The sequence below is a fragment of the Brevirhabdus pacifica genome, assembly GCF_002797755.1.
GTDB classification, from domain to species: Bacteria; Pseudomonadota; Alphaproteobacteria; order Rhodobacterales; family Rhodobacteraceae; genus Brevirhabdus; species Brevirhabdus pacifica.
Genome location: NZ_PGFI01000014.1, coordinates 50,038 through 70,824, shown reverse-complemented (window position 1 = coordinate 70,824; position 20,787 = coordinate 50,038). Strand labels below are relative to the sequence as shown.

Annotated in this window: 21 protein-coding genes; 11 read left to right on the top strand and 10 right to left on the bottom strand. The window is 66.9% G+C overall.

Going from position 1 to position 20,787, the window contains the following annotated elements; all coding sequences use genetic code 11:
- Window positions 1-3 precede the first annotated feature (3 nt).
- Genes CLV77_RS14135 through CLV77_RS14115 form a run of 5 tightly spaced genes read right to left on the bottom strand, consistent with a single transcriptional unit; the run spans window position 4 to window position 6,013 of the window.
- Complete coding sequence (locus tag CLV77_RS14135) at window positions 4-1,344, bottom strand: c-type cytochrome (protein WP_076980203.1); 1,341 nt, start codon at window positions 1,342-1,344, stop codon at window positions 4-6.
- 10 nt (window positions 1,345-1,354) lie between these two features.
- Window positions 1,355-2,014 carry a cytochrome c oxidase assembly protein gene (locus CLV77_RS14130; RefSeq protein WP_076980202.1) on the bottom strand — a complete coding sequence of 220 codons (660 nt, stop codon included), beginning with the start codon at window positions 2,012-2,014 and terminating at the stop codon, window positions 1,355-1,357.
- Complete coding sequence (locus CLV77_RS14125; RefSeq protein ID WP_076980201.1) at window positions 2,011-2,427, bottom strand: hypothetical protein; 417 nt, start codon at window positions 2,425-2,427, stop codon at window positions 2,011-2,013. Before CLV77_RS14125 ends, CLV77_RS14130 begins: the two co-directional genes overlap by 4 nt.
- Window positions 2,427-5,009 carry a cytochrome c oxidase subunit I gene (gene ctaD / locus CLV77_RS14120; protein ID WP_076980200.1) on the bottom strand — a complete coding sequence of 861 codons (2,583 nt, stop codon included), beginning with the start codon at window positions 5,007-5,009 and terminating at the stop codon, window positions 2,427-2,429. Before ctaD ends, CLV77_RS14125 begins: the two co-directional genes overlap by 1 nt.
- Window positions 5,006-6,013, bottom strand: coding sequence for a cytochrome c oxidase subunit II (locus tag CLV77_RS14115; protein ID WP_083707798.1), 1,008 nt, complete (start codon window positions 6,011-6,013; stop codon window positions 5,006-5,008). The genes ctaD and CLV77_RS14115 overlap by 4 nt, the downstream gene beginning before the upstream one ends.
- A gap of 519 nt (window positions 6,014-6,532) precedes the next feature.
- Here CLV77_RS14115 and CLV77_RS14110 point away from each other — a divergent pair.
- The 8 genes from CLV77_RS14110 (at window position 6,533) to yihA (ending at window position 13,059) form a co-directional block, all read left to right on the top strand.
- Window positions 6,533-7,189: a DUF1236 domain-containing protein gene (locus CLV77_RS14110; RefSeq protein WP_076980199.1), complete on the top strand. Its 657-nt coding sequence runs from the start codon at window positions 6,533-6,535 to the stop codon at window positions 7,187-7,189.
- Between the two features lie 262 nt (window positions 7,190-7,451).
- Window positions 7,452-7,586: a 50S ribosomal protein L34 gene (gene rpmH / locus CLV77_RS14105; RefSeq protein ID WP_012177012.1), complete on the top strand. Its 135-nt coding sequence runs from the start codon at window positions 7,452-7,454 to the stop codon at window positions 7,584-7,586.
- Between the two features lie 274 nt (window positions 7,587-7,860).
- Entirely contained in the window at window positions 7,861-8,295 is a 435-nt protein-coding gene (gene rnpA / locus CLV77_RS14100) for a ribonuclease P protein component (protein ID WP_076981126.1), read from the top strand.
- On the top strand, window positions 8,292-8,513 hold the full coding sequence (yidD, locus tag CLV77_RS14095; RefSeq protein WP_076980198.1) for a membrane protein insertion efficiency factor YidD: 222 nt from the start codon (window positions 8,292-8,294) through the stop codon (window positions 8,511-8,513). The genes rnpA and yidD overlap by 4 nt, the downstream gene beginning before the upstream one ends.
- An 85-nt stretch (window positions 8,514-8,598) precedes the next feature.
- Window positions 8,599-9,501, top strand: coding sequence for a tRNA 2-thiocytidine(32) synthetase TtcA (gene ttcA, locus CLV77_RS14090; protein ID WP_076980197.1), 903 nt, complete (start codon window positions 8,599-8,601; stop codon window positions 9,499-9,501).
- A 290-nt stretch (window positions 9,502-9,791) separates the two neighbouring features.
- Window positions 9,792-11,666 (top strand): membrane protein insertase YidC, encoded by a 1,875-nt coding sequence (gene yidC, locus CLV77_RS14085; protein ID WP_076980196.1) that lies wholly within the window; start codon window positions 9,792-9,794, stop codon window positions 11,664-11,666.
- Entirely contained in the window at window positions 11,663-12,412 is a 750-nt protein-coding gene (locus tag CLV77_RS14080) for an MOSC domain-containing protein (RefSeq protein ID WP_076980195.1), read from the top strand. The genes yidC and CLV77_RS14080 overlap by 4 nt, the downstream gene beginning before the upstream one ends.
- Window positions 12,409-13,059 (top strand): ribosome biogenesis GTP-binding protein YihA/YsxC, encoded by a 651-nt coding sequence (gene yihA / locus CLV77_RS14075; RefSeq protein WP_076980194.1) that lies wholly within the window; start codon window positions 12,409-12,411, stop codon window positions 13,057-13,059. Before CLV77_RS14080 ends, yihA begins: the two co-directional genes overlap by 4 nt.
- 29 nt (window positions 13,060-13,088) lie before the next feature.
- Here yihA and CLV77_RS14070 read toward each other — a convergent pair whose 3' ends face one another.
- The gene (locus tag CLV77_RS14070) at window positions 13,089-13,832 is read right to left on the bottom strand and encodes an SDR family NAD(P)-dependent oxidoreductase (protein WP_076980193.1); all 744 of its coding nucleotides are present in this window, start codon (window positions 13,830-13,832) and stop codon (window positions 13,089-13,091) included.
- A 130-nt stretch (window positions 13,833-13,962) separates the two neighbouring features.
- Here CLV77_RS14070 and argB point away from each other — a divergent pair, with 130 nt between their 5' ends.
- From argB to CLV77_RS14055, 3 genes are read left to right on the top strand one after another with little or no spacing between them, the layout of a single operon-like run.
- The gene (argB, locus tag CLV77_RS14065; protein ID WP_076980192.1) at window positions 13,963-14,829 is read left to right on the top strand and encodes an acetylglutamate kinase; all 867 of its coding nucleotides are present in this window, start codon (window positions 13,963-13,965) and stop codon (window positions 14,827-14,829) included.
- Window positions 14,830-14,832: 3 nt separating this feature from the next.
- Window positions 14,833-15,549: a ferredoxin gene (locus tag CLV77_RS14060; RefSeq protein WP_233128125.1), complete on the top strand. Its 717-nt coding sequence runs from the start codon at window positions 14,833-14,835 to the stop codon at window positions 15,547-15,549.
- Window positions 15,546-16,046: a SixA phosphatase family protein gene (locus CLV77_RS14055; protein WP_076980191.1), complete on the top strand. Its 501-nt coding sequence runs from the start codon at window positions 15,546-15,548 to the stop codon at window positions 16,044-16,046. The genes CLV77_RS14060 and CLV77_RS14055 overlap by 4 nt, the downstream gene beginning before the upstream one ends.
- Window positions 16,047-16,073: 27 nt before the next feature.
- Here the strand turns inward: CLV77_RS14055 and CLV77_RS14050 are convergent, their stop codons facing one another.
- The 4 genes from CLV77_RS14050 to CLV77_RS14035 form a co-directional block, all read right to left on the bottom strand.
- Window positions 16,074-16,784 carry an amino acid ABC transporter ATP-binding protein gene (locus CLV77_RS14050; protein WP_198764196.1) on the bottom strand — a complete coding sequence of 237 codons (711 nt, stop codon included), beginning with the start codon at window positions 16,782-16,784 and terminating at the stop codon, window positions 16,074-16,076.
- A 100-nt stretch (window positions 16,785-16,884) separates the two neighbouring features.
- A complete protein-coding gene (locus tag CLV77_RS14045) occupies window positions 16,885-18,201 on the bottom strand; it encodes an amino acid ABC transporter permease (protein ID WP_076980189.1) in 1,317 nt (438 codons plus the stop codon).
- 1 nt (window position 18,202) lies between these two features.
- Window positions 18,203-19,459 (bottom strand): amino acid ABC transporter permease, encoded by a 1,257-nt coding sequence (locus CLV77_RS14040; RefSeq protein WP_076980188.1) that lies wholly within the window; start codon window positions 19,457-19,459, stop codon window positions 18,203-18,205.
- A gap of 126 nt (window positions 19,460-19,585) precedes the next feature.
- Window positions 19,586-20,611, bottom strand: coding sequence for an amino acid ABC transporter substrate-binding protein (locus CLV77_RS14035; RefSeq protein ID WP_076980187.1), 1,026 nt, complete (start codon window positions 20,609-20,611; stop codon window positions 19,586-19,588).
- Window positions 20,612-20,787: the final 176 nt, after the last annotated feature.

Below are 20,787 nucleotides of genomic sequence, written 5' to 3'. Positions count from 1 at the left end.
CCCTCAGCGGGGCACCACCCCCGGCCCGCGCGCGACCGGCAGCTTCTGCGGCGGAAGCGAGGCGAAATAGGCCGACAGCGCCGAGATGTCGGCATCGGTCAGATCGCGCGCGGCCTGCCACATCAGCTCGGCCGCCTTGCCGCCACCGCGCAGCGACTTGCGCCAGAGGATCAGCTGGCTTTCCAGGAATGTCCGGTGCTGACCGGCCAGCGCGGGAAAGTCTGCCTCAAGCTCGGCGGGCGGTTCCTGGCCCGTTTCCACGGGGCCATGACAGGCGGTACATGCCGGCACCCGCGTATCCCCCGCACGGCCCTCGGCCAGGGCGCGACCGCGCGCGATCAGCTCCTCGCCCTTCCGCTTTTCCTTCGGCTCGGGCCCGGCCATGAGCGAGGGTTCGACATCCTTCTTGGCAAAGCCCGGATCGCGACGCTCGGGCTCCCCGCCCTTTCCATCGCCATGGCCGCCCTCGGGGGCGACGGCACCGTAATGGGCGGCCAATTCGGCCAGCGCAGCGGGAGAAACCATCGAGACGGCCTGGAGCATGAAGCCGCTGCCCCGGCTCTCATCGGCGTAGGTTTCCAGAGCGTGCAGCAGGTATTCCGGCGTCTGGATGTCGAGGCGCGGGATGAAAGGATTGTCAGACCGCCCATCGCGCCCGTGGCAGGTTGCGCAATATGCCAGCCCCTCGGGCCCGCCGGCGGCCACGGGCAGCGCCTGGGCGGGGGGCGCCCCGGGTGCCGCCGCCTGCAACGCCGCGGCCTCGGACGGGCGGGCTGCGGCCTCCGGTGCCTTTTCTGCAACCTGCGCCTCCTGCCCCGGCGCTTCATCCGCCTCCGGCGCATCGCGGCCCAGCAGGGCCTCGTATTCCTCGCCGCTCATCTCCGGCAAAGCTTCAAGGAAGGCCACCAGCGCCCAGACCTCGTCATCGCGGGCGGCGGGCCAGGCGGGCATGCCCGTCATCTTGGCGCCCTCGCGCACGATCCAGTGCAACTCTTCGGGCGACCATTTTTTGGCAACGGTCGAGATATGCGGCGGGCGCGGCACCATGCTGCGGATCGTGGCGCTGCGCTTTTCATCGGGTCGGGCGTGGCAGATGCGGCAGGCGGTGTCGAAATGGCGCGCGCCCAGGGCCACCCGCTCGGGGCCGAGGTCGGCCGGCACCCAGGCGGGCGGGCCCGAACGCAGCTCGACCGAGTTGCGGAAGGTGGTGTGCAGGACCCAGCTGACCCCGGGCCAATGCCCGGCCTTGGCCGAGACGTTGTAAAGCCCCAGAAAGACCACCAGCGCGGCGGCCGATGCCCCCAGCAGGGCAAGGGTGACGAGTGTCAGAATTACCTGTCGCATCCTTAACCTTTCATTGCCTGCCATCGGTGCCGGCCAGATCGCCACTTGCCAGTTCGCCACTCGCCAGTTCGCTACCGGCCGCGCCATGGCCCAGCGCGCGCGCCGACAGGATCAACCCGCCCACCAGGTAGACCGGCGTGCCTATCCCCAGCATCAGCATGCCTCCCAGTTGCAGCCCCTCGAGGCTGCTGCCGTAGAGGGGCGCGCGGGCCAGGATGAAAAGCGCGCCCAGCAGGGTCATGTGCATCGAGGTCAGCAACAGCCCCCCCGCCCCCGCCAGCGCGGCACCGCCCCGGCCCGTGGGCGCCTTGTCCTCAAGCCCGGCCAGGGCGCCAGCCCAGACCAGCACCCCGGCCCCGAGGAACATTGCCTGTTCCAGCAGCATCCAGCCGTGGGAGTCCCGCGCCAGCGCGTGCAGCCCCGGCAGGTGCCAGCCCCAGACGACCACGAACTCGATCACTGCCCCGGCCAGGACCGGCGGCGCATGGTGCGCCAGCGCCCTGGGCATCGCCAGCACCAGCAGGGGTGCTGCCAGCGCCACCAGCGTCATGTGCCGCAGCATGTGGGCCGCGAAGGGTTCGGCGACCAACCGGTCCACCGGCCCCGCCCAGACGGCCGCCAGCAGCAGTGCCGCCGCGACGCCCGCTGCCATGTTCAAGGGGGCGGTCACAGGCAGCTCCCGATCAACAGCACCGGAAGGACCGTGTAGATCACGCCGATGAATGAGACGATGGACAACAGGAAGGCGGCGTGGCCCAGGAACCGGTGCCGGTCGCGGCTGGTGGGCTGGTCATCCAGCCGCCGCCCCTCGTCAGAGGCGTCCCATTGCTGCCAGGATCGCCAGCCCAGCCAGACGATCAGGCCCAACGCCACCAGGGTACCCGCGCCGATCACCAGGCGCATCAGGACCACGTCGGGCCCGTCGTCGGCAAGCCGGGCACAGGTCAGGCCCGCCACCGCGTAGCTGGCCGCGAAATGCAGCGCCCAGATCGTCGGCGCTACCGTGATCCGAAAGAGCGAGCGGCGCTCTTCGCGGAACTCGGCGCGGTCGGCTTCGCCGGATGTCCATTGCCGCCGGGCCATCACAGCACCCTCGGAAGCAGAGCGGTCATCGCCACCGCGACCAGCACCTGCAACGCCAGGAAATGCCAATAGAGGCAGGTGTTCCACAGCGGCGCGTCATAGCGGGCCGTGATCCGACCGAAGGCGAACCCCGCCAGGCAGTATCCCTGCATGATGACGCCCAGGCTGACATGCGCCACGATCCAGACGATCAGGGCCCACATGATCGCGGGGTAGACATGGGCCGTCGGGTCCAGCCCCGGCAGCGCCGCCGAGGCGATCAGCGCCGCGGCCCCGCCGATGGCCAGCAGCATGGCAAGCGCCAGCGCCTGCATCGCGCTTTGGCGCCTGGCGGTGCCGCGCACCCAAAGGTTCACCGCCCAGGAGGCCGACAGCAGGACCGCCCCGCCCAGCGCCAGCCCCATGTCGACGAAGGGATAGCCCTCGGGCGGGAAGCTGCGGTCGGCGGTCCAGTAGAAGAACACGCCGAAGACCAGACTGGCGAAGGCCGTGGAATCGCCCAGCATGGTGATCCAGACACCCCACCAGCCCGGCGCCTCGGGCCCCGAGACATAGATCGGCAGCTTCAGGCCCAGGCCCACATCCTTGTGCTCGGCCTCGGGTATCTGTGCGGTCGAAGTCCAGAGCCACCAGATGATGCAGGCCACCGCCAGGATCGCCGACAGGATGGCGGGCCAGTAGATGTGGAAGGTCGGCACGATGAAGGCCCCGCCGGTGAAGGCGGCGGCCCAGAGCGTGATCCAGCTTGGCCCCGTCACCCGCAGCACCTGCAAGGGGCGGGCGTCGATGACGGAGGTGATCATCGTCTCGCGCAGGCCCTCGGCGGCGTCGGGCAGGTAATAGCGCCCGGCGTCCAGCCGTTCCTGAAGCTTCGGCTGATCCCACAGCGGATATCGGGAAGTGACATAGGGGATCGAACGCGTCCCCCAGTTCTCGGCGGGAACGTCATGGGTCCATTCCAGTGTGCCGGCATCCCAAGGGTTGCGCGGCGGCGTCGGCTGGTGCCCCTTGGGCCGGATCAGATCCCAGGCAAAGACCAGGATACCGGCGGCCACGATGAACGAGCCGATGGTCGAGATCATGTTCAGCCAGTCCCAGCCGATGTCGCCGGGATAGGTGAAGACCCGGCGCGGCATCCCCTTCAGGCCGGTCAGATGCATCGGCAGGAAGGTCACGTTGAAGCCGACGAAGGTCAGCCAGAACGACCAGCGGCCCAGACGCTCGGACATGGTCTGCTTGCGGATGAACGGGTAGAAATAATAGACCCCCGCCATCACCGGAAAGACCATGCCGCCGAACAGCGTGTAGTGCAGATGCGCCACGATGAAATAGGTGTCGTGCACCTGCCAGTCGAAGGGCGCGATGGCGACCATGATGCCGGTCAGACCGCCCGCCGTGAAGATGGCAAGCGCGCCCGCGATCCACAGCATCGGCAGCGACATCCGCACCCGGCCCACCATCAGCGTGGCCACGAAGGCGAAGATCTGGATGCCGGTGGGGATCACCACGGCCTCGGACGCCGCCGAGAAGAAGCCAAGACTGATGTTGGGCAAGCCGGTGGTGAACATGTGGTGCACCCACAGCCCGAAGCTCAGGAACCCGGTCCCCACCGCCGACAACACGATCCACGAATAGCCCACCATCGGTCGGCGCGCAGCCGTGGGCACGATCATGGCGGCAATGGCGATCGAGGGCAGGAAGATGATGTAGACCTCCGGGTGCCCGAAGATCCAGAAGAGGTGCTGCCACAGCATCGGGTCGCCGCCGCGTTCCGGGTCGAAGAAGGGCCAGTCGAACGACCGCTCCATCTCGAACAGGAAATCGCCCGCGATCAGGGGCGGGAAGGCGAACAGGATCATTCCGCCGACCACAAGCACATACCACGCGTAAAGCGGCATCACGTTGATGCGCATGCCGGGGGGGCGGCATTTCAGGACGCCGACGATCAGCTCGACCGCGGCGGCGATCGAGGCCACCTCGATGAACGACAGACCCAGCAGCCAGATGTCCGATCCCAGCCCCTCGGCCTTGGTCGCCAAGGGCGGATACATGAACCAGCCCGAGTTGGGGGCGACCCCGAACAGGACCGAGCCCATGACGAAGACGCCGCCGATCACGAAGCACCAGAACCCGAAGGCCGAGAGCCGGGGGAAAGGCATGTCCCGCGCCGCCAGGAAGGCCGGCAGGATCAGGATCGCCACCGCCTCGAACATCGGCACGGCGAAAAGGAACATCATCGCCGAGCCGTGCATCGTGAAGAACTGGTTGAAGGTCTCGGCCGACAGGAAATCATTGTCCGGCACGGCCAGTTGCACCCGCATCAGCAGCGCCAGAACCCCGGCCAGCAGCATGAAGCCGAACGCGGTCAGCGAATACCAGACCCCCACTTCCGAGTTGTTGACGGCCGTCCAGTAACGCCAGCCCTTCGGTGTCTCCCAGGTCTTGCGCAGACGCTCTTCCTGGGCGCGGGCCAGTTCCTCGGGGACGGGTTCGGACAGCATCTCCTCGGTCGGGGGGAAGGTGCCGATGGGCTCGGGATTGCCCCGGCCCGCGCGGGAGGGATGGGTGGCGTCGGACGTCATTTCAATCCCTCCAGATAGGTGGCCAGGGCGCTCAGGTCCTCGCGCTCCAGGTGGTCATAGCCGGGCATACGCGCCCCGGGTTTCAGCGATGCGGGCGACAGGATCCATTTCATCAGTGCCTCGCGGTCCATGGGCAGGATCCCCGCCGCCAGCGAGGTGCGCCCGCCCAGATGGGTCAGGTCCGGCCCGACGCCGCCGCGTGCCGGGGTGCCGCGTACCGCGTGGCAGGCGCCGCACCCCTGCTGCGCGAAGATCTCGGCACCGCGCGTGGCGGCATACCCCTTGGGGGGCGCCGCATCCTGCGCCTCGGCCTTGAGCCACGCGTCGAAATCGCCGGGCTCCATCACCACGGCGTTCAGCGCCATCAGCGCGTGGGACTGGCCGCAGAACTCGGCGCATTGGCCGCGATAGACGCCGACCGAAAGGGGCTTGAGGGACATCCGCGTGACGCGGCCGGGGAACATGTCCAGCTTGCCGCCCAGCGCGGGGATCCAGAAGGAATGGATGACCTTGGCGGCCGTCAGCTCGATCTCGGCACGGCTGCCGGCGGGAAGGCGGATCTCGTTGGCCGAAACAGCCACCGGCGGGTTGGCCGGGTCGGCCCCTTCGGGCCAGTATTCCACCCGCCACCACCATTGCTCGCCGGTGATGCGAAGCTTGACGCCGTCGCCCATCGCCCGCTGCTCCGGCATCGCCGACAGGCCGTAGACCAGCAGCGACGTCACCACCACGAGGGGAAAGATGATGCCGCCACCCACGATCAGCCCGTGGGCCAGCCGGGGCGAAAGGCTGCCGGTGTAGACACGGGTGACATAGTAGATGAGGCCGTTGATGAGGATCCAGATCAGGGTGGCGCCGATCAGCATCACCCAGAAAAGCCCCTCCATCGCGATGGCGTCGGCCCCGGTGGCTGACAGGGCGGACTGGGGCCCGTCGCAGGCCGAGAGCAACACGCCCGGTCCCAGGATCATGGCAAAGGTGCGCAGCCCTCGTGATTTCCCCATCAGTCCCCCGCAACGCCGCCCGTTTGGGGCGGATCTTTTCGCTGGCGCTGCCCGGTTAAAATCGCCGCGCGCCGCGTATTCGCGGCCGCGCGGCCCCGGGCGGCCACACATTGTTCTTAGAGGCGCAACGCGAGGGTTCCCGTTCGGTTTCCCGTTTCGCGAAAATTGTTCAGGGCGCGGCCAGGTCCCCGCGCGGCCGCCACTGGCCCTACCGCTCTTTAACAGCTCTCTGAAGACGGCTTGGGTGCCTGGTTTGGGCGTCCTTTGTGCGGGTGCGGCATCACGCGGCGCAATCACTCACAGGCCCAAGACGCGACCCGGACGCAACCCAAGGGAGAGTTGCGCAACTATTTGGCGAACAATCGTTTTCCCGCCGCGCGGAATTCCGCCCAGAACCCGGCCCGGCGCCTCGATTGCGGGTTTCGGGACGGAACAATCCGACCTGGCTGCGGTTGTCACCCCATCAAGCCGGTGCGGTCTGCCCGCCCGGCGAAAAAATGGAAGACGAAGGAGAGCACAATGTTCAAGAAATCCGTATTCGGCGCTTCGGTTGCTGCCCTGCTGGCCGCAACTTCGGCACATGCAGCAACCACCGCGATGGCCACCACGGATCTCAACGTGCGCAGCGGCCCCGGCCCCCAGTTCGAGATTGTCGGCGTGATCGACGGCAATGCCGACGTGACGGTCGAAGGCTGCCTGGAAACCGCCAACTGGTGCAAGGTGAGCTACGAAGGCACCGACGGCTGGTCCTACGGTCAGTATCTGACCGCCATGGTCGAATCCGAGCCGGTCATCGTGGTCGAGAACCGCGACCGCGTTAAGGTCCAGACGATGACCTACGACACCACCGGTGCCACCGCTGCCGCTTCGGGCACCGCTGCTGCCGTCATCGGCGGCCTGATTGCCGGTCCCGCCGGCGCCGTTGCCGGTGCCGCCATCGGTGCAGGCCTTGGTGTTGCTGCGGACCCCGGTCCCCAGACCATCACCTACGTGACCGAGAACCCCGTCGATCCGATCTACCTCGACGGCGAAGTCGTGGTCGGCGCCCAGTTCCCCGAGGACATCGACGTGGCGTTCTACGACATCCCCGACGCCGAGCTTCAGTATGCCTACGTGAACGGCGTGCCGGTGCTGATCGACCCCGAAGAGCGTCGCATCGTCTACATCGTGCGCTAATCGGCCCTCAATTCGGTGGTGCCTGCCCCTCGGGGCAGGTCCCATCGGACAAGGAAAGGCGATCGGGTCCCCGGTCGCCTTTCTCGTTTTCCTGTAGTATTCCAAATGCTATCGCCATTATCGGGACCGGCGGGGACGAAGTTCGCCCCGGGCCGCATCCCGCGTTGACTTACCCGGATCGACCCCCTAAAGACCGGGCTTCAAGATTCCCGACCCGCCCGGACCGACGGTCCTGCCGGGCAACTGATACGGAGCCGGAGCGATGAAACGCACCTTTCAACCGAGCAACCTGGTTCGCAAGCGCCGCCACGGTTTTCGCGCACGCATGGCCACCAAGGCCGGCCGCAAGATCCTCAACGCACGCCGCGCCCGCGGCCGGAAGTCGCTGAGCGCCTGATAGCCAACGGGGCGACCCGAGGGCTGTTTGCCGCAGGCAGACGCGTATGACACCGCCGGTGACACCAGAGGCAGGCCGTTGGCCGGATGCCGATCGGGTCGCGCCGGCGGTTTTTGCGTGGGCGGATGTCACCTCGACTGGTGACGCGGTCTGCGCGACCGCGCCTTCCGCGGGCGGGTCGGACGCAACCACGCCCGCCGCAGGCCCTGGCGGCGATTCTCCGGATCCGGTATCTGGCGATGGGCCCGACGCCCCCCCTCCCGAACGACCGCGACTGGAGACCCTGCGCAAGCGGGCCGATTTCCTGCGCGCCGCGCGTGCGGGTCGCGCCCGCGTCGATGCCTTCACCCTTCAGGCCCGTCGCCGCGACCCTGAGGAACTGTCGAAATCGGCCCCCGCTGAACAAGCCGCCGAGGAAGCGCCGGGCGGATTGATCCGCGTCGGCTATACCTGTTCCAAGAAGGTCGGCAACGCCGTGGCCCGCAACCGCGCCAAACGCCGCCTGCGCGAAGCCGCCCGCAAGGTGCTGCCCGTTCTGGGACGCCCTGGATGGGACTATGTGCTGATCGGCCGACGCGACGAGACCGCCGCCCTGCCCTTCGAGCGACTGGTCGAAGAGCTGGAGCGCGCGCTGCACCGCGCCCATCGCGCCGGCCCGCCCGCCCCCGGTGCGCGTGGCCCCCGTCGCGGCGCAGGGGGTCGCAAATGACACCCCTGGCCCGGATCCTGGCGCTGCCGGTGCGCGGGTATCGCGCCGTCTTCTCCCCTTGGGTCGGCTTCAACTGCCGCTACCAGCCAACCTGCTCGGCCTATGCGCTGGAGGCGCTGGAGCGTCACGGCGCCCTGCGCGGCGGCTGGCTTACCTTGCGCCGGATCGGGCGTTGCCACCCGCTGGGCGGCTCGGGCATAGACAACGTCCCCGACTGATCCCGGGCCCGGGCGTCCCGGCCCCTGCCCCTTTTCCAACCCGCCCGCCGATGGCATAAGCGCCCTGCGCCCAAGGAGATGGTTCATGCTGGATGATGCCGAGAATATTCACCCGCTGTTCGACGGCGCCCCCTCGAGCACCGAGTTCCGCAAGCTGCGCAAGCGCGTGGTCCGCCAGACCCGCGAGGCGATCGAGCAATACGGCATGATCGAGCGCGGCGCCCGCTGGCTGGTGTGCCTGTCGGGCGGCAAGGACAGCTATACCCTGCTGGCGGTGCTGCATGAGCTGCAGTGGCGCGGCCTGCTGCCGGTGGAAATTCTCGCCTGCAACCTGGACCAGGGCCAGCCCGGTTTTCCGGCAACCGTCCTGCCCGAGTTCCTGGAGCGCATGAAGGTGCCCCACCGGATCGAGTACCAGGACACCTATTCGGTGGTGAAGGAGAAGGTGCCGGCTGGGCGGACCTATTGCGCGCTCTGCTCGCGGCTGCGGCGCGGCAACCTCTACCGCATCGCCCGCGAGGAGGGCTGCTCGGCCGTGGTTCTGGGCCACCACCGCGATGACATCCTCGAGACGTTCTTCATGAACCTCTTCCACGGCGGGCGGCTGGCGACCATGCCGCCCAAACTGGTCAACGAGGAGGGGGATCTTTTCGTCTATCGCCCGCTGGCCCATGTCGCCGAGGTCGATTGCGAGAAATTCGCCCGCGCCATGAACTACCCCATCATCCCCTGCGACCTGTGCGGCAGCCAGGACGGGCTGCAGCGCCAGCAGGTCAAACAGATCCTCGACGGCTGGGAGCGCAACAGCCCCGGCCGGCGCCAGGTGATGTTCCGCGCCCTGATGAACGCCCGCCCCTCGCACCTGCTGGACCCGGGACTGTTCGATTTCGCGGGGCTTCAGCGGGGCAAGGCGCGCGACGCAAACGACGCGGCCCTGGCGGACGGGTCGCCCGTGAGCGTGCCGGATCTGAGGGGCGGCTCCGACTGATCGCTTGCCCCCCGGGCGCGGCGTGGGGTGAGGGGCGGGATGCCTCCGGCGGGGATATTTTTGCGACAATGAAGCGGGGCCGCACCGGACAGGTGGGGGCGCGATCGGTTGCGAGGTGGTCTGGGCTGCGCGCGGTTGACGCGCGAAGCGCCGTGCAAGGGCTGTGCGGGGGGCGTGCGGGGGAGGCAAAGGGCTGCACAGGCGGGCGTTCGCGGCAAAATGGCTTGACCTTTCCAGCCTCAGCCGTTTGAACCGGGGCAACTCCCCCTTCGGACAGGTTTCATTTCCGCATGGACGATCAGAACAAGAACCTTCTTCTTGCCACGGTACTCAGCTTCCTGGTGATCCTTGGCTGGTTTCTGCTGTTTCCACCGGAGGAGCAGGCCGTCGCCCCCTCCAATCCCCCGGTGGTGACATCGGAGGCGCCCAAGGCCGGTGCCGACACCGCGCCGCCGCCGCCCGCCGTGGCGGCAGACGGCGAGACCGTCGCGGCCACCCCGCCCGAGGGCGAGGCCCCCACCTCGATCGACGCGACCGCAGCGCGGATCCGCATCGACACGCCGCGGCTGTCGGGTTCGATCGCACTGACCGGCGGCCGGATCGACGATCTGTTCCTGCGTGACTACCGCGTAAGCCTGGACAAGGGGGCCGAGAACATCCGGCTGCTGTCGCCCGTGGGCGGGCCCAACGCCTATTACGCGCTTTACGGCTGGGCCCCCGGGGGCGACCTGGGGTTCGAGGACGTGCCGGGCGCCAACACGCCCTGGACCGTCGAGAGCGGCGACGTGCTGTCGCCCGATCAGCCCGTCACCCTGGTGTGGGAGAACGGCAAGGGTCAGACTTTCCGCCGTCTGGTCCAGATCGACGACGATTACCTCTTCACCGTCACCCAGACGGTCGAGAACAACGCCGAGCAGCCGGTGCGCATGGCCCCCTATGGCCTGGTCGCGCGCCATGGCGAGCCCGATGTCGCGGGCTTTTTCATCCTGCATGAAGGCGTCGTGCGCCTGACCGACGGCGAGCTGCAGGAAATCGACTATGGCGACATGCCCGAGATGGACTACCAGGATCGCGAGGCCGCCCGCGCCGACGTGACCGAGGCGGGCCAGAGCGGCTGGATCGGCTTTACCGACAAATACTGGATGACGACGCTGATCCCGACGCCGGGCCAGCCATTCAAGTCGGTCGCCAAATACGTCGACAACGCCGACATCTACCAGACCGAGACCCGCCTGCCGACGGTCACCGTGGCCGCCGGCGAGAGCGCCACCAGCCAGACCATGCTGTTTGCCGGTGCCAAGGAATGGGAAACGATCCGCGACTATGAAAAGAGCCGCGGCATCGCCAATTTCATCGATTCGATCGACTGGGGCTGGTTCTTCTTCCTGACCAAGCCGATCTTTGCCGTGCTGCACTGGCTGAACAGCATCATCGGCAACATGGGCTGGTCGATCATCGCCCTGACCCTGCTGATCAAGGCCGTGCTGTTCCCGCTGGCCTACAAGTCCTACGTCTCGATGGCCAAGATGAAAGAGCTTCAGCCCGAGATGGAGAAGCTGAAGGAGAAGGCCGGCGACGACCGCCAGAAGCTTCAGCAGGGCATGATGGAGCTTTACAAGAAGAACAAGGTGAACCCCGCCTCGGGCTGTCTGCCGATCCTGTTGCAGATCCCGATCTTCTTCTCGCTCTACAAGGTGATCTTCGTCACGATCGAACTGTATCACGCCCCCTGGCTGGGCTGGATCCAGGACCTTTCGGCGCCTGATCCCAGCTCGATCCTGAACCTCTTCGGCCTGCTGCCCTACGCGCCGCCCGATCCCGGTTCGCTGTTCGCGATCGCCTCGCTGGGCATCCTGCCGATCCTGCTGGGCATCTCAATGTGGCTGCAGCAAAAGCTGAACCCGGCGCCCACCGATGCGACCCAGGCAATGATCTTTGCCTGGATGCCTTGGGTCTTCATGTTCATGCTGGGTCAGTTTGCCAGCGGCCTGGTGCTGTACTGGATCGCGAACAACACGATCACCTTCACCCAGCAGTACCTGATCATGCGCAGCCAGGGCTACAAGCCGGACCTGCTGGGCAACATCCGCAACGGCTTTGGCCGCCGCAAGAAGGCCGAGGCCGAGGCCGCCGCCAATACGTCGAAGGCGCCCAAGGGGAAATGAGCTTTCGCCTGGCAGAGATACGGCGCCACCCGGTCAAGTCCCACGGGTCCGAGGGGCTGACACGAGTGGCGCTGGAGGCCGGGCGCACCCTTCCCTGGGACCGCACCTGGGCCGTAGCCCACGAGGCGGCACGCACCGACGGGCGCGACTGGGCGCCTTGCGTCAATTTCAGCCGGGGCGCCAAGGCGCCGGGGTTGATGGCCGTCACCTCTACGCTTGATGAGGCGACCGAGACGGTCCGCTTTTCCCACCCCGATCTGCCCGACGTGACGCTGCACCCCGAACGGGACGCGGCTACACTTCTGGACTGGGCCCGGCCGCTGATGCCCGAGGCGCGCGCGGCCTCGGCCCGGGTGGTGCGGGTCGCCGGGCGCGGCATGACGGATACTGAATTTCCCTCGGTCAGCCTGATCAACCTGGCCTCGCACCGGCAGGTCGAGGAGCGGATGGGCCAGGATCTGGACCCGCGCCGCTGGCGCTGCAACCTGTGGCTTGATGGGCCTGCCCCCTGGGAGGAGCTCGACTGGATCGGTCGGACGATCCGCATCGGCGCCGCCCGGCTTCGGGTGCGCGAGCGGATCGAACGCTGCCTGGCCACCGCCGCCAACCCCGCCACCGGGATCCGCGATGCCGACACGCTGGGCACGTTGCAGGCCGGCTGGAACCACCGCGACTTCGGCATCTATGCCGAGGTCGTCACCCCCGGCGAGATTGCCGTTAACGATGTGGTCGAGGTGACCGGATGAAACTGCCCTTCCCCCAGGCCCCCGCCCCCACCCCCGAAGAGGAAGAGGCCGGGCGGATGCTGTTCGCCCAGGGCGCCGAGTTCCTCAAGGGCGTCGTCGCGATGGACGGGCTGCCCCCCGCCGACCGGATCGAGACCTGCTTTGCCGGCCGGTCGAACGTGGGGAAATCCTCGCTCATCAACGCGCTGACGGGGCGCAAGGGGCTGGCGCGGGCGTCGAACACGCCGGGTCGCACCCAGGAGATCAACTATTTCACCCTGACCGACGATCATTACCTGGTCGACCTTCCGGGGTATGGCTTTGCCAATGCGCCGGTTGCCGTGGTCGAGAAATGGCAAAAGCTTCTGAAAAGCTATCTTTCCGGCCGGCCGACCCTGCGACGGGCCTTCGTGCTGGTGGATCACCGTCACGGGGTGAAGCCGGTGGACGACCAGATCATGACCCTGCTGGACCGCTCTGCGGTGCCGTTTCAGGTGGTGATGACCAAGGCTGACAAGGTCAAGGCGGCCGAGCGCGAGAAGATCCTGGACCAGGTGCGCGCGGCGTTGCAGACCCACCCCGCCGCCTTCCCCGAGCTGGTTGTGACCTCCTCGGAAAAGGGCGACGGGATCGCCACGCTGCGGGCGATCATCAACTCGCTGGTCTGAAGGGTCGCGGGGCGCCCCCCCGTGACGTCTCAGACGTGCTGGCCGCCGTTCACCTCGATCTCGGTCCCCGAGACATAGGCGCTTTGGTTCGAGCAGAGGAAATGGATGACGCTTGCCACCTCCTCGGGCTGACCGAGGCGGCGCAGGGGCAGCTGTTCGACGATCTTCTCGGTTCCCGGCGACAGGATGGCGGTATCGACCTCCCCCGGGGCGATGGCGTTCACCCGCACGCCGAGGGGGCCGAAATCATGAGCCATCTCGCGGGTCAGGGCCTTCAGCGCGGCCTTCGAGGTCGCATAGGCCGCCCCCGCAAACGGATGCACCCGCCCGCCGGCGATCGAGGTCACATTGACGACCGATCCCTTTGCCGCCGCCAATTCGTCCTTCAGCCCGCGCGCCAGCACCACCGAGGCGAAGAAGTTGACGTGGAACACGTGGCCCCAGGTCCGCAGGTCGGTGTCCAGCGTGTTCAGGCGCCCGCCCCCTTCGGCCTTGGGCGAGATGCCAGCATTGTTGACCAGCGCGTCCAGCTTGCCGTCTTCCAGCTTCTCGCGGATGCGCTCGATCCCGGCGATGGTGTCGTTGGGGTCGGCCAGGTTGATCTGGACATGGTTGTCCTCGCCGCCCGGCCAGGGACAGCGCGCATCGAAGGCGTGGCGCGAACAGGTCAGCACCCGCCAGCCCTCGGCCGAGAACCGCTTGACCGTGGCATGACCGATGCCCCGGCTGGCCCCCGTCAGCACGAGGGTTTTCTGACGCGGGATCTCATTCATCACTGTTCCTCCGGGGCTACCTCGTCCTAGATAACCCCATGCCCGATGCGGGCAATGGAAATCGCACCGCCAGACGCGGACTTGGCAGGGACCGGCCAAGGCTCTAACACGGGAGGCCCGTAGCAGCCTGATGAAGACACAGACCATGATGAACCGCGACTGGATCGCCACCGCCCGCACCCTGTCCCAGGCCCTGCCCTACCTGCAACGCTATGACGGGGCCCGCGTGGTCATCAAGCTGGGCGGCCACGCCATGGGCTCGCAGGAGGCGATGGAAAGCTTCGCCCGCGACGTGGTGCTGATGCAGCAGGTCGGCGTGAACCCCGTGATCGTCCACGGCGGCGGCCCGATGATCAACGAGATGCTGGCCAAGCTGGACATCACGTCCGAGTTCGTCAACGGCAAGCGCGTCACCGATGAGGCCACCATCGAGGTGGTCGAGATGGTGCTGTCGGGCCGGGTCAACAAGCGCATCGCCCAGGCGATCAACGACCAGGGTGGCCGCGCCGTGGGCCTGTCGGGCAAGGACGCCAACCTGATGGTCTGCGACTATGCCTCGCCCGAGCTGGGCTTTGTCGGCGACCCGAACTCGGTCAACCCGGACGTTCTGCACCGGATGCACGACGCCGAGATCATTCCCGTCGTCGCCCCCATCGGGGCCGGTCGCAATGGCGAGACATTCAACATCAACGGCGACACTGCCGCCGGGGCCATTGCGGCGGCGCTGAAGGCCGACCGCCTGCTGCTTCTGACGGATGTGGCCGGGGTGAAGGGCAGCGACGGCGAGGTCCTGACCGAGATGACGCCCCAGCAGATCCGCGACCTGACCCGCGACGGTGTCATCGCGGGCGGCATGATCCCCAAGACCGAGACGGCCCTTGCCGCGATCGAGGGCGGCGTCCGCGCCGTCGTCATCCTGGACGGCCGCGCCCCCAATGCCTGCCTGCTCGAGCTTTTTACCGATCACGGCGCGGGCTCGCTGATCCGCGCGGGCTAGGCCATGCGCGGGGTCGCCTCTGGGGATCGTCCGGGCCGCCGGCCCGCCGGCGATCCGGCCCCGGAGCTGGCGACCGAGGCCGAGGTCGCCCACCTTGCCGCCGGGTTCCATCTGGACCTGCTGGGCGGCTTTGCCACCGAACCCGCGGACGGCCTGCCCGAAGAGGTCGCGACCGTTCTGCTTTTCGGGGCCCTGGAGCCGGGGTTCTGGGACTACCTTGCCACCTGCCCCGAGGGGCGCGACCGACAGCCCGATCCCGTCGATCGCTGGTCGCGCCGCGCCCTGGACGGGTTGGCCCGGGCCATCCATCCCGGCGCCCGGCCCCGCTTTCCCTTCGGCGGCCCGCCCCACGACCCCTTTCCCGCCTGGGCCCTGCGCAGTGGCCGCTGCCGCATCTCGCCCGTGGGCCTTCTGGTGCACGAGAGCTGCGGCCTCATGGTCTCGTTCAGGGGGGCGCTGTGGCTTCCGGGGGCAGTGGCCCTGTCACCCCCCTTCCCGCCCCCCTGCGAGGGCTGTGCGGCGCCCTGCAAGGACGCCTGCCCCATTGGTGCACTGACGCCCGCGGGCTATGATGTGCCGGCCTGCCGATCCTGGTTGGCCGGGGCCGAGGGGCATGCGTGCATGTCCGAAGGCTGTGCGGTGCGCCGGGCCTGTCCGGTGGGGCGCGACCGGTCTCCATCCGCCGCACGGGCGCGGCATCATATGCGGAGCTTCCTGTGACCCAGACACTGATCCTGACCCGTCACGCCAAGTCCGACTGGACCGATGGCCTGGCCGACCACGAACGCCCGCTAAGCGCGCGCGGTCGCACCGAGGCCCAGGCCCTCGGGCGCCACCTGGCGGCACAGGGCTGGATGCCCGATCTGACCCTCTCATCGTCGGCCCGCCGCGCGCAGGAGACCGCGGCCCTGGCACATGAGGCGCTGCCCGAGCATCCGCAGCAGGACCTTTTCGACCTCTACCAGGCCGGGCCGCTGGCGATGCTTCTGGCGCTGCGGCGCGCGGGGCCTTCCCGGGTGGTGATGATGGTGGGCCACAACCCCGGCATCGCCAATTTCGCGTCCAAGCTGTTGGCCCGCGCGCCCGGCGACATGCGTTTCGATCAATACCCCTCGGGGACGACGACGGTGATCGGCTTTCCAAACGAAAACTGGCCGGCCCTCGAATTCGGGACCGGCCAGCTTCTGGAATTCATCGTGCCGCGCGACCTGACCTGAGGGTCGGACGCGCGGGCACTATATGGATCAGTGACCCAGGATCTGGCTGAGGAACAGCTTCGTCCGCTCGGACTGCGGGTTGTTGAAGAATTCCTCGGGCTCGTTCTGCTCGACGATCTGGCCCTGGTCCATGAAGATCACCCGGTCGGCGACCTGACGGGCAAAGCCCATCTCGTGGGTGACGCAGAGCATGGTCATGCCGTCGTGCGCCAGCTCGATCATGGTGTCCAGCACCTCCTTGATCATCTCGGGGTCGAGGGCCGAGGTCGGCTCGTCGAAGAGCATGATCCGCGGCTTCATGCAGAGCGAGCGCGCGATGGCCACCCGCTGCTGCTGACCGCCCGAAAGCTGACCGGGGTACTTGTTGGCCTGCTCGGGGATCTTGACCTTCTCGAGGAAGTGCATCGCGGTTTCCTCGGCCTCGCGGCGAGGAACCTTGCGCACCCAGATGGGCGCCAGGGTGCAGTTCTCGAGGATGGTCAGGTGCGGGAACAGGTTGAAGTGCTGGAACACCATCCCGACCTCGCGCCGGATCTTGTCGATGTTCTTGAGATCCGAGGTCAGCTCGATCCCGTCCACCACGATCTGGCCCGACTGATGCTCTTCCAGCCGGTTGATGCAGCGGATCAGCGTCGACTTGCCCGAGCCCGAGGGCCCGGCGATGACGATCCGCTCGCCCTCGCGCACGGTCAGGTTGATGTCGCGCAGGACGTGGAACGCCCCGTACCACTTGTTCATGTTGGTGATCTGGATCGCCACCTGGTCGGTGAGGTGGGTCGGATCGGCGGTTCCGGCGGCGCCGGTCGGGTTGGTGGAAAGTTCAGACATGCGGAACTCCTTAACGGTGGCCGGTCTGAAGCTTGCGCTCCAGATACATCGAGTAGCGGGACATCGAGAAACAGAAGATGAAGAACATCAGGGCGATGAAGCCGTAGAGCTCCCACACCACACCGTTCCAGGCGGTGTCCGAGCGGATGGCGTTCGACAGGCCCAGCGGGTCCAGAAGACCGATGATCGACACCAGCGTCGTGTCCTTGAACACGCCGATGAAGGTGCTGACGATGCCGGGGATCGAGATCTTCAGCGCCTGCGGCATGATGATCAGCCGCTGCGCCTTCCAGTAATCAAGACCCAGCGCATCGGCGGCCTCGTACTGACCCTTGGGCAGGGCCGCGAGCCCCCCGCGCACCACCTCGGCCATGTAGGCCGCGGCGAAGAGCGTGACCATGATCATGACCCGCAGGATGATGTCGAAATTCGTGCCCGGCGGCAGGAACACGTTCAGCAGGACCGAGGCCACGAACAGCAGCGTGATCAGCGGCACGCCGCGGATGAACTCGATGAAGCCGACGCAGAGCGACTTGACGATGAACAGGTCCGACTGTCGGCCAAGCGCCAGCAGGATGCCCAGTGGCAGAGATCCGGCGATGGCGGTGACGCCGATCAGGATCGACAGCATGAAGCCACCGAAGGCCCGGCTTTCCACCGGCTCCAGCGCCAGGGGGATCGATTGCTCGAACTCCTGCACGACGGGGCCCATCAGGAACAGCCACCAGACGATCGCCACGACCACGGCCGCGATGGCGGCCACGATGGCCCCCGCCCGCGTTCCGACGAAACGGATCGTCAGGTAGGCGAAGACGAAGCCCATGAACGCACCGATCGGAAGCCAGACGGTGCCGCCCCACATCAGCCAGGCGCCGAGGAAGGGATAGATGACCGTCAGGTACAGCAGCGCGCGCGGCACCCGCTCGAACAGGATCGGCGCGACGGCGAAGATCAGCAGCACGAAGGCCAGCGACGGCCGCCAGTAAAGCTCGGACGGGTAGAAGCCGTAGATCAGCTGCAGGTAACGCTCGCGGATGACGGCCCAGCAGGCGCCGGTGGTGCCTTCGCCATACATCTCGACGATCTGCGCCCGGCACTCGTTGAGCGAGGTCGCGGTCCAGCTGGACTGCACCAGCCAGGGCACAAGCTCCACCAGGGTGAAGAAGATCACCGCCAGCGAAAGCAGGGTCATGATGGTGTTGAACCACCCCGCAAACAGGTTGGTGCGCACCCAGGCGATGGGCCCGGCCGCCGACAGCGGCGGGGCCTGCTCGGGGAGCATGGTGTCACGCACGTAGCGGACGGTTTCGGCATGCGTTCCGCTCATGTCACCGCTCCACCAGTTTTACGCGATTGTTGTACCAGTTCATCACCGCCGAGATCGACAGCGAGATGGCAAGATAGACCAGCATCAGAAGCAGGACCGATTCAAGCTCTCGCCCGGTCTGGTTCATGGTGATGCCGCCAAGGGTGCCGGTGATGTCCATGTAGCCGACCGCGATCGCCAGGGACGAGTTCTTGGTCAGGTTCAGATACTGGGAGATCAGCGGCGGAATGATGACGCGCATCGCCTGCGGCAGGATCACCAGGTTCATCGTCCGGTTGGGCGAGAGGCCCAGGGCATAGGCCGCCTCGGTCTGGCCATGGCTGACCGCCAGGATGCCCGAACGGACGATCTCGGCGATGAAGGCCGCGGTATAGAGCGAGAGGGCCAGCCAAAGCGCGATCAGCGAGTTGCGCAGGTGGATGCCACCCTGGAAGTTGAAGCCCTTCAGCTCGGAATAACCGAGGTGGAAGCCAAGAGCGATCAGCGTGACCAGGACCGGCCCCACGATCAGGAGAAGCCGCTGCCACCAGGTCGTCGGACGGTCGCCCGTCGCCTCCTGGATGGCGTCGGCGCGGACGGCGACGCGATGGGCGGCCCAGAGACCGGCGGCCAGGACTGCCAGCAGGACCAGAAGGTCGATTGAAATTCCGAAGGCCCCGAAAACCGAGATGTCGCCCAGCGAACGGGTGAACAGCGGCTCGGGGATGTAGACGCCGCGGTTGGTGATCGCGACCGTGTCGTTTAACAGCATCGACGCCGTGGGGTCATCGCCGCGGAAGGCTCGGGGCGAGGGCAGCGTCTCGATCAGGACGGCCATGAAGAACACGATCCACAGCAGGACCGGCACGTTGCGGAAGGCCTCGACATAGATCGCCATCAGGCGCGAGACGATCCAGTTGCGCGACAGGCGCAGCACGCCGATGATCACGCCCAGCACCGTCGCCAGGGCACAGCCCAGGACCGCGACAAGCAGCGTGTTCAGCAGGCCGACGAACGCCGCCCGCAGGTGGGTCGAGCGGGACGTGTATTCGATAAGCCGCTGGTTGATGTCGTAACCAGCCGGATCTGCCAGATAGTCGAAGCCGATAGGCTTGCCCAGGGCCGCCAGGTTCTGCGCCGCGTTGCTGATAAGCCAGGCAGCCAGAAGCATGAAGCCGATAAGAGCCACCGCCTGGATCGTCAGGGAACGATAGCGGCTGTCGTAGATCAGCATGCCGAGTCGGAACGACTCCTTCGGCGGGTCGGTTACTATGGTCATTGAAGACCCCCCCGTAATCCCAAACTCGGACGGTCGGCCCCCGAGAAGGGGCATCGCCGTCCGTTATCATTGAAACTCAAACGGACGAAGGGCGCGGATTTCCCCGCGCCCCCCGCCTGGATCTGCTTACCGGAACGGCGGTGCATACATCAGACCACCTTCGGTCCACTGGGCGTTCAGACCACGCGCCAGACCGATCGGGGTGTTCTCACCGATGTTCTTCTCGAAGATCTCGCCGTAGTTGCCGGCAACCGCGATTGCGCGCTTGGCCCAGTCGGCGTCGAGGCCGAGCATCTCACCCAGGTTGCCCTCGGTGCCGAGCATGCGGTTGATCTCGGGGTTGTTGCCAGCTTCGGCAGCCATGTCGGCGACGTTGGCCGAGGTCACGCCCAGCTCTTCGGCGGCGATCAGCGCGTTCAGCGTCCAGCGAACCACGTCACCCCATTCGTTGTCGCCGTGGCGAACGAGCGGGCCGAGGGGCTCTTTCGAGATGATCTCGGGCAGGACGACGTGAGCAGCGGGATCCTCGAAGGTGGCGCGCGAAGCGGCCAGGCCCGAAGCGTCGGTGGTGTACACGTCGCAGGCGCCTGCGATGTACTGCTGCTGGGCTTCCGCGTTGGTCTCGATCGGCACGGGTTCGTACTCGATGTTGTTGATGCGGAAGAAGTCGGCCAGGTTCAGCTCGGTGGTGGTACCGGTCTGGATGCACACGGTCGCGCCGTTCAGATCACGCGCCGAGGTCACGCCCATTTCCTTGGGGATCAGGAAGCCCTGACCGTCGTAGTAGTTGACGCCCACGAAGTCGAACTTGAGGTCGACGTCGCGGCTGAAGGTCCAGGTGGTGTTCCGGGCCAGCATGTCGATCTCGCCCGAGGCGAGCGCGGTGAAACGCGTCTTGCCGGTGGTGGGCACGAATTCGACGGCGGCGGGATCGTTGAGAACGGCAGCAGCGACAGCGCGGCAAACCGCAACGTCAAAGCCCTGCCATTCACCGTTGGCATCGGGCGACGCAAAACCGGGGACGCCAGTCGCCACGCCGCAGTTCAGCTTGCCGCGGGTCTTGACGTCATCCAGGGTCCCGGCGGCGGCTGCACCAGCACCGGCGGCCAGGCCCATTGCGACGAACGTGCCAAAAACAACAGTTTTTTTCATTTCTACCTCTTCCTGATTTTCTGCGCGATTGGCAGAATTTTGGCCCCCGCTTGCGGGAAGCCAAGGCGATACCGTGAGGAATTCTCAGTCACTCAACGCTGGGAGTGTGGCCAACATTCGACCAGAAGGTCAAGGGCGCTGGAAGCCTATCGCAGCGTTCACAATATGAATGCTGA

Bases quoted from the DNA above. Each gene is read 5' to 3' on its own strand.
- CLV77_RS14135 (WP_076980203.1), bottom strand. From the start codon at position 1,344: ATGCGACAGGTAATTCTGACACTCGTCACCCTTGCCCTGCTGGGGGCA.
- CLV77_RS14125 (WP_076980201.1), bottom strand. From the start codon at position 2,427: ATGGCCCGGCGGCAATGGACATCCGGCGAAGCCGACCGCGCCGAGTTC.
- ctaD (WP_076980200.1), bottom strand. From the start codon at position 5,009: ATGACGTCCGACGCCACCCATCCCTCCCGCGCGGGCCGGGGCAATCCC.
- CLV77_RS14115 (WP_083707798.1), bottom strand. From the start codon at position 6,013: ATGGGGAAATCACGAGGGCTGCGCACCTTTGCCATGATCCTGGGACCG.
- CLV77_RS14110 (WP_076980199.1), top strand. From the start codon at position 6,533: ATGTTCAAGAAATCCGTATTCGGCGCTTCGGTTGCTGCCCTGCTGGCC.
- rpmH (WP_012177012.1), top strand. From the start codon at position 7,452: ATGAAACGCACCTTTCAACCGAGCAACCTGGTTCGCAAGCGCCGCCAC.
- yidD (WP_076980198.1), top strand. From the start codon at position 8,292: ATGACACCCCTGGCCCGGATCCTGGCGCTGCCGGTGCGCGGGTATCGC.
- ttcA (WP_076980197.1), top strand. From the start codon at position 8,599: ATGCTGGATGATGCCGAGAATATTCACCCGCTGTTCGACGGCGCCCCC.
- yidC (WP_076980196.1), top strand. From the start codon at position 9,792: ATGGACGATCAGAACAAGAACCTTCTTCTTGCCACGGTACTCAGCTTC.
- CLV77_RS14080 (WP_076980195.1), top strand. From the start codon at position 11,663: ATGAGCTTTCGCCTGGCAGAGATACGGCGCCACCCGGTCAAGTCCCAC.
- yihA (WP_076980194.1), top strand. From the start codon at position 12,409: ATGAAACTGCCCTTCCCCCAGGCCCCCGCCCCCACCCCCGAAGAGGAA.
- CLV77_RS14070 (WP_076980193.1), bottom strand. From the start codon at position 13,832: ATGAATGAGATCCCGCGTCAGAAAACCCTCGTGCTGACGGGGGCCAGC.
- argB (WP_076980192.1), top strand. From the start codon at position 13,963: ATGAAGACACAGACCATGATGAACCGCGACTGGATCGCCACCGCCCGC.
- CLV77_RS14060 (WP_233128125.1), top strand. From the start codon at position 14,833: ATGCGCGGGGTCGCCTCTGGGGATCGTCCGGGCCGCCGGCCCGCCGGC.
- CLV77_RS14050 (WP_198764196.1), bottom strand. From the start codon at position 16,784: ATGAACAAGTGGTACGGGGCGTTCCACGTCCTGCGCGACATCAACCTG.
- CLV77_RS14045 (WP_076980189.1), bottom strand. From the start codon at position 18,201: ATGAGCGGAACGCATGCCGAAACCGTCCGCTACGTGCGTGACACCATG.
- CLV77_RS14040 (WP_076980188.1), bottom strand. From the start codon at position 19,459: ATGACCATAGTAACCGACCCGCCGAAGGAGTCGTTCCGACTCGGCATG.
- CLV77_RS14035 (WP_076980187.1), bottom strand. From the start codon at position 20,611: ATGAAAAAAACTGTTGTTTTTGGCACGTTCGTCGCAATGGGCCTGGCC.